The following is a 6,640-nucleotide window of genomic DNA, read 5'->3' on the forward strand; positions in this document are numbered from 1 at the left end:
ATTAATTGCTGCCATTGTGCAGCGTTGCGGTAAGCGCGCTTTGTCATATCACTCTCCTGTTATGGTGAGTGCACAGCTTATCGCGCGATCGTTAGTGGGGATAGGACGTCCTAAAATGGACGCTTACACTTTTAGAATGTGAAATCAAGGCGATACATACTGAAAGCAAGCAATCTGCAGGGGCGAGAAGTATCGCAACAATCGCCTCTGAACGTGGCTTTACGTTAAGTCGTTATCGGGCGACTCGGTTAATGAAAAAGCTCGGATTAGTGAGTTGCCAACAACCTAGACACCGCTATAAAAAGGCTGAAAATGAGCATGTGACCATCCCTAATTTACTCAAGCGACAATTTGCCGCTGTCGAACCAAACACCGTTTGGTGTGGCGATGTGACGTATATTTGGGCGGGTAATCGTTGGTGCTATTTAGCGGTTGTGCTGGATTTATTTTCGAGAAAAGCCATTGGCTGGGCGATGTCATTTTCACCGGATACTGAGTTAACGGTGAAGGCCTTAGACATGGCCTTTGAATCTCGTGGGAAGCCTAAAAACCTGATATTTCATTCAGATCAAGGCTGCCATTATACCAGCCTGAAATACCGTCAGCGGCTGTGGAAATATCAAATCACCCAGAGTATGAGCCGTCGCGGTAACTGCTGGGATAATGCGCCAATGGAGCGATTTTTCAGGAGTTTAAAAACGGAATGGATCCCGACACAAGGCTATAAGAGTTTTAGCGAAGCTAAACAAGATGTGACCGATTACATCATTGGTTATTACTGTGAAGTCAGGCCACATCATTACAATGCAGGATTGAGCCCAAATGAATCAGAGCGACGATTTTGGGAAGATTCTAAAGCTGTGGCCAAATTTAGTTGACCACTACACAGCGTTTAGTTATAGGTAGTGTTGATGAGAGAATCACAGTATCAACCCTTGAAGCGGGTAATGCTATTGCATGTGGTTTATCACGACAAACCAATGAAGTTAAAGAGTTAATAAGTTCTATTTTGTTACCAACGGGAAAACAGCGTCGCAGTATGATAGTTGATACGCAAAAAGTGCTAACCGTTGATAAGACAGGCGATATCACAAAACCACAGCATCCAGAGTTTTCCTCTAAACTGATTGAGTTACTGGGTGCAGTTGATTTACTCGATAGGATAAAAGATCCTGATATATTTCAACAAGCCGCAGGGCTAGAAGATCCCATTAGCTTTTTGAGGCAAAAAAAATTAATGCTTGATGATCCGTTAAATGACCTGTGTTAATAGCCTTCGAAAAGATTATCACAACCTTAAATACTGTAATCTACATAATTTCGTCTAAAATTTAGTCATTGAATAACTAATAATATATTTAGGGGGGAAGAATGATACTTCCCCTAGCCTTTCCTAATGAAATCTTGTTTAGCCGTCTCGTCCGTCATTTCACCTTAACTGGCATGACTATCGAGAATTACCTTTCGACTGTATTCGATAATCACAAGGTAACTATTCACCCTTATTTGACTGCTGGACTTTCACAACTCAGTAAGTTTAGCCAGGAGTCACCAGTTGAACTGATGAGTGAGCAGACGCTTGCGCCCTTGTTTATTCATTTCTTGCCATCTTATCAATCAACTATTTCATCAGGGCTAGTGTCTAGTAACGCGGCTTATGCCATCAGGGCATGTCAGTTAACAAGTGTAAAAGAAAAAGAGTCTTTATCCATTAAGTTTTGTCCCCAATGTGCAATAGAAAATATCCAAGAGTTTGGTACATCGTATTGGCATCGTTCTCATCAAATCCCTGGTATCGAGTCCTGCTATAAGCATCAAGTATGGCTAGTTCATCTTCCCCTAGTTGAAAGGTCAAAGCTGAGCCATGGTTTCTTACCTCAAGTGGAAAATCAAAAACAAAGCAGTTTACTTAGTTATGATCTGGCAAAATATACCGCGAGTTACCTTGAAGGTGTAAGCAAAAAAAATCAGAGCTTCAATTTGAAAGACATAATCACCAAGCTCGATAAATTAGGTTTTGTCGCTAAAAATGGGCATTTTCGTAGGAAAAGATTAGTTGAAGATTTCTATCAATTTACTCAAGACCTAGCTTACCAGTCACAACATCTGTTACCTGAGTCATCAACAGACTTTAGATATGTTTCGTATTTGCTTTCAGGTAAGGTTTCTCAACATCCATTTAAATACCTCTTGTTGGGATTCTGGCTATCTAAGCATTTGCCTTGTGAAGAGCATAATGAATCTACGTTAAATGACTCAGCTCCAACAGATCAACTCGAAAGCAAGTGTATTGCATTACTGCACCAAGGTGAATCGATGGCCAGTGTGGGGCGGCTTATTGGTAAAAGCCGTTGTTATGTAAAAGCCCTCGCATTAAGGCTTAATATACCTTTTAACCTTAAACCTAAACTGATAACCGAGGATATGAAATTTAAGATTATGTTTCTTGCTAGAAAAGGCTTTCATCGCAACGCCATTGCAAAACGAGTGGGCATATCTGTTGGATGTGTTGAGCAGCAAATTTCTACATTGCCGGAATTGGTTCAATGGCGTAAGCAATGCCGACATGAGTCTAAAAGGCGAAGATACAAGTTTCAAATCATCAGATTTATCCAGCGTAAACCAAAGGCTATTCGACAACAGATTAAGTTTTCATGTAATGCGGCTTTTTTTTGGCTTTATGCGTATGAAAAACAATGGTTAGAAAAGCATCTTCCTACAGCTCACAGACCGGTTGCAAAGCCAAGAGTCGATTGGCATCAGCGAGACCAAATGTTAATACCTAAGATTTGCGCTATTATGGAAAAGCATCAAAATCAGTTATCAAGAACGCAACTTGATAAGCTGCTTGGAGGTCATGGTTGGTTAACTAAAAAAAAGCATAAACTTCCAAACTCGTTAATAAAGTATCAGAACCTATATCAAGATAAAAAAATAGCCTCGTACTCTAAACGAGTAAGAATGGAGTCAATAGCTTGAGCTTGGTAGTACGGAAGATCTTCACTTAACTTTTTCATATTTCTGTCACATATATTGTTTTTTGACTGGGAGAATTTAGTTATAGCCCATGGTCCAGCTGGTAGGTATATCAACTGACTAGCTGAGCATTCTTCATAACTGATATTTTGAGTAATAGCACATTTGCCACAGATTAAGTCTTTGTTTTTTAAAAGCCAGCGGTCATCGCTTTGAACTATCTCATCAATATACTTCACGTTAACAAGCTTCATCTTATTGATAAGACATTCCATTATCTCTTCATAGTTTTGTTCAATAGCTTCTTCTATAACCGAGTTTTGGTTAGATGTCATATACTCTCTGAACCGCCATTTAGACAGAACCTGCCTCCCCAGCGTGGTAAGAAACCCATAGTCTACTAGCTCTATATAATTGTTTGGATAATATTCCTTTGCTATCAGGTCGTTGATCAAAGCTGTTTTAGCACAAGGTGCAAATTTTAAGATTATTGGTGTAAGTTTTGGTCGGCCGACATTACGATCGTCATGTTCTGTAAGTTCACGAGAGTGGCTTGGCGTTTCTCCTTTAAGGACTTGTTTAACCGCCTTAACTACGCAGTTTAAAGGTAGTCCCCAGCCAAAGCCTTGCAATGGTTTGGAGTGGATTTCGCACCAAATATTTTCGCTCCAAGTTACTGTGAAAAATGCAAATCCATTTCTTTCAATTTGGTGGAATATACAGTTAATGCAATATTTCACGATCATCGGTTGACCTGCGTAGTGCTTTTCTTTTTCAGGACAAAAGACATCTCGAAATAAAAGTCGTCCATTAGACCCATTTTTATCACTAGGGATAAAATTTCTAAAATGGCTTCCGAGTACACCGTTTATGAGCTCACATGAATAACTCTCCTCAAATACTTTTAGAAGTTCATGCCTACTGAATCCTTCAAATTCCTTACAGGTAGAAAGAGGAATGCTTGGTTTGCTTCCCCACCCTCCGGAGGTCAAAACAGTTGAAAAATCAGAATGCCCTATCCTATTTAACACTCTGAAAATAAAGCTATGTAATGATTCTCCTAAAGCAGGGCCAAGTCCAGTACGGTTTCTTTTCATGAATCGAACCATTAATTACCTAGTGATAGTGCCATATACTGGAAGTACATCTTGTGGGTGTCAACGCCAGTTTAAAATTGACCCTCCCACATAATTATTTTTTACCGTCAGTCAGCGTTGCTAACACTGTAGGGATAGCCTCTGCAACCTTCTTTCCTCTGTGTCGATAGCTCTCACCGCTGCTCAGCATGATATGCGAGTGATGGCGCAGCCTATCCAGTAACGCTGCAGTTACTAGTTTGAGCATTACATCGGCGGCGGTAATGAAGCGAGTTGTCAAGTCTAGCTGGACAGCCAATCGACCTTTTCCTGAGGCGTATTTTTATAGTGGCGCTTTGGGATAACTGATGTCCCGCCTTTAGCTGCGGTAAATTGACGAAAAGCATCACTGTCATAACCTTAATCTGCAATCACAGTGTAAGTGCTTAACTAGGTTGGGAGCGTGTGTAATATCGTGTTTCTAGCCTTCTGAAAATTAGAAATAATTCGACAATACTGCACTGTCTACTGCTAAGTAAATTTTGGTTTAATTATCGGTGAGCCTTAATGTTTCTACTTTAAATTAAGCGGTATGGATTTTACTTATATTCTGTATTGATATGGTTAACCTCGTTAAATTATTTTACTCACTTATCAAGATGTCCAAACGTGCTGGTACGGGATCGGTAGTGTTCAAATTTCTGTGTCATTTCTTTAAGCTATACCAAAAAGAGATGATTTATGACCACACCTACTTTTGATATCAATGCTGCCATTCAAGCACTACGTGAAGGTAAAGACCTCACAGGCAAGGATGGCATCTTAACCCCTTTGATTAAGCAACTCACTGAAGCGGCTTTAGTCGCAGAGTTGGATGGCCACTTGGCGAGCACTGAAGGCGCCAATCGTAAAAACGGTAAAACCACTAAAACGGTTAAAAGCCCCATTGGCAACTTTGAGTTGAACACGCCCAGAGACAGAGCGGGCACCTTTGAACCTCAATTAGTCAAAAAGCACCAAACCCAACTTGCCGATGAAATGGAGCGTAAAATCATTGCTTATTTTCATTAGGCTCCAGCTATCAAGATATTCCTGCGAATATCTAAGACATGTATGGCATGTCGGTGTCCAACGGTACGGTGCGCCATTACTGACAACTTACTCCCTGAGCTTCAGGCATGGTGTGAACGCGAGCTAGAGCCGCTTTATCCCGTCATATGGCTCGATGCCATTCACTATAAAATCAAAGAGAACGGTCGCTTTATTAGCAAGGCGGTTTACACCATTTTGGCCCTTAACGTCGAAGGTAAAAAAGAGCTATTAGGCCTATATCTGTCTGATAATGAAGGGGCTCACCATTGGTTAAGCGTGCTAACCGACTGTATAACCGTGGGGTGAAAGACATCCTCATCGCCTGCGTTGATGGCCTTAAAGGCTTTCCTGAAGCGATTGAAACCATTTACCCGCAGACGGAAGTGCAACTGTGTGTCATCCACCAAATTCGTAACTCGATGAAGTATGTTGCTTCTAAGCATCAAAAGGCCTTTATGGCGGATTTAAAGTGCGTTTATAAGGCTGCAACCTTGAATACGGCCGAGATGGCACTGGATGAGCTGGAGACAAAATGGGGCGATAAGTACCCCGTGGTGATTAAATCATGGCGCAACAAGTGGGCGCTGCTATCGGTGTATTTCAAATACCCAGACTGCCATTTTCACCACCAATGCAGTTGAAGCGGTACATCGACAATTCAGGAAGTTAACCAAAACGAAGGGCAGTTTTGCTAACGAGAACAGTTTACTCAAGCTGCTTTACGCGGGTATATTGAAGGCCTCTGAGCGCTGGACCCACCCCATCCAAAACTGGAATTTGACGCTATCACAGCTCTCAATCCATTTTGAGGGGCGCTTAGAAAACCATATCGATCTGTGAAATTAACCTGACACAGAATTATTAACAGCCTCACGGGATCATATAACTTATCCGCGTTTCTCAAATTTAGTCTATTTTAAAGTTAGGCATTATTAAAATATTTTTACTTCTCCTAGGGCTTTTGGATTTTGATTTTTGAACATAAAATAAAGGCTTAGAACCACTCAACACATGTTCCGCATAGGCCAATTGCCTTCTCTTTTTTTCTTCTGCTAGCTTGTCATATTCTGCACTCATATCGCTTCCTACTTAAAAGCATCTATTGGTAACAGTAAGATTAGTAGTTTCGTCTAGGAATTACACGTTAAAAATGGTTTTGATTGACGATTTAGCTTTTAGGGGGAACATTCTCTTTGAGCCTTGTGCGTAGTCCTGAGCCTTACTTCTGTAGTTAACATGGGCAAACGCTCTCGCGATCTATTAAATATGGCTTAATATCAATTGGTTATCTGTATCGTTAAACATACATTCAATCTGGTTAATGAAAATTAGCTTAATGCGTAGTTTGGGTAGTCATTCCCTTCTAAGGGGCTCTTCTCTGAACATGGTGGAATAGGTATAGTTCTAGCCAAATTCCTCTTAAATTTCAGTGATGAGTGAAGCTGCTTTATATCAACAAATCTTGGGGCTAAAGGCACCTTGGGTCGTATCCAGTG

At 40.8% G+C, this 6,640-nt stretch carries 4 protein-coding genes and 4 pseudogenes; 4 read left to right on the top strand and 4 right to left on the bottom strand.

The window, feature by feature from the left end; translation table 11 throughout:
• Positions 1 to 128: 128 nt before the first annotated feature.
• The 3 genes and pseudogenes from MJO46_RS10630 to MJO46_RS10640 form a co-directional block, all read left to right on the top strand.
• Positions 129 to 878, top strand: a pseudogene (locus MJO46_RS10630) (IS3 family transposase); the annotation flags it as partial.
• The gene (locus MJO46_RS10635) at positions 875 to 1,270 is read left to right on the top strand and encodes a hypothetical protein (RefSeq protein ID WP_253989296.1); all 396 of its coding nucleotides are present in this window, start codon (positions 875 to 877) and stop codon (positions 1,268 to 1,270) included. The pseudogene MJO46_RS10630 and the gene MJO46_RS10635, both read left to right, overlap by 4 nt.
• Positions 1,271 to 1,371: 101 nt before the next feature.
• On the top strand, positions 1,372 to 2,979 hold the full coding sequence (locus MJO46_RS10640) for a TnsD family transposase (RefSeq protein WP_253989297.1): 1,608 nt from the start codon (positions 1,372 to 1,374) through the stop codon (positions 2,977 to 2,979).
• On the opposite strand, the gene MJO46_RS10645 is transcribed toward MJO46_RS10640, so the two are convergent.
• The 3 genes and pseudogenes from MJO46_RS10645 to MJO46_RS10655 all read right to left on the bottom strand — a co-directional run.
• Complete coding sequence (locus tag MJO46_RS10645) at positions 2,922 to 4,073, bottom strand: hypothetical protein (protein WP_253989298.1); 1,152 nt, start codon at positions 4,071 to 4,073, stop codon at positions 2,922 to 2,924. The two genes, MJO46_RS10640 and MJO46_RS10645, sit on opposite strands and share 58 nt — an antisense overlap.
• A 94-nt stretch (positions 4,074 to 4,167) precedes the next feature.
• Positions 4,168 to 4,308 (bottom strand): annotated as a pseudogene (locus MJO46_RS10650) (ATP-binding protein); the annotation flags it as partial.
• Between the two features lie 59 nt (positions 4,309 to 4,367).
• A pseudogene (locus tag MJO46_RS10655) lies at positions 4,368 to 4,605 on the bottom strand (transposase); the annotation flags it as partial.
• A gap of 188 nt (positions 4,606 to 4,793) precedes the next feature.
• Here MJO46_RS10655 and MJO46_RS10660 point away from each other — a divergent pair.
• Positions 4,794 to 5,984: pseudogene (locus tag MJO46_RS10660) on the top strand (IS256 family transposase).
• A 66-nt stretch (positions 5,985 to 6,050) separates the two neighbouring features.
• Here MJO46_RS10660 and MJO46_RS10665 read toward each other — a convergent pair.
• The gene (locus MJO46_RS10665) at positions 6,051 to 6,221 is read right to left on the bottom strand and encodes a hypothetical protein (RefSeq protein WP_253989299.1); all 171 of its coding nucleotides are present in this window, start codon (positions 6,219 to 6,221) and stop codon (positions 6,051 to 6,053) included.
• Positions 6,222 to 6,640: the final 419 nt, after the last annotated feature.

Source organism: Shewanella sp. KJ2020 (genome assembly GCF_024197625.1).
In the GTDB taxonomy this organism is placed as follows: domain Bacteria; phylum Pseudomonadota; class Gammaproteobacteria; order Enterobacterales; family Shewanellaceae; genus Shewanella.

Bases quoted from the DNA above. Each gene is read 5' to 3' on its own strand.
- MJO46_RS10645 (WP_253989298.1), bottom strand. From the start codon at position 4,073: ATGAAAAGAAACCGTACTGGACTTGGCCCTGCTTTAGGAGAATCATTA.
- MJO46_RS10665 (WP_253989299.1), bottom strand. From the start codon at position 6,221: ATGAGTGCAGAATATGACAAGCTAGCAGAAGAAAAAAAGAGAAGGCAA.
- MJO46_RS10640 (WP_253989297.1), top strand. From the start codon at position 1,372: ATGATACTTCCCCTAGCCTTTCCTAATGAAATCTTGTTTAGCCGTCTC.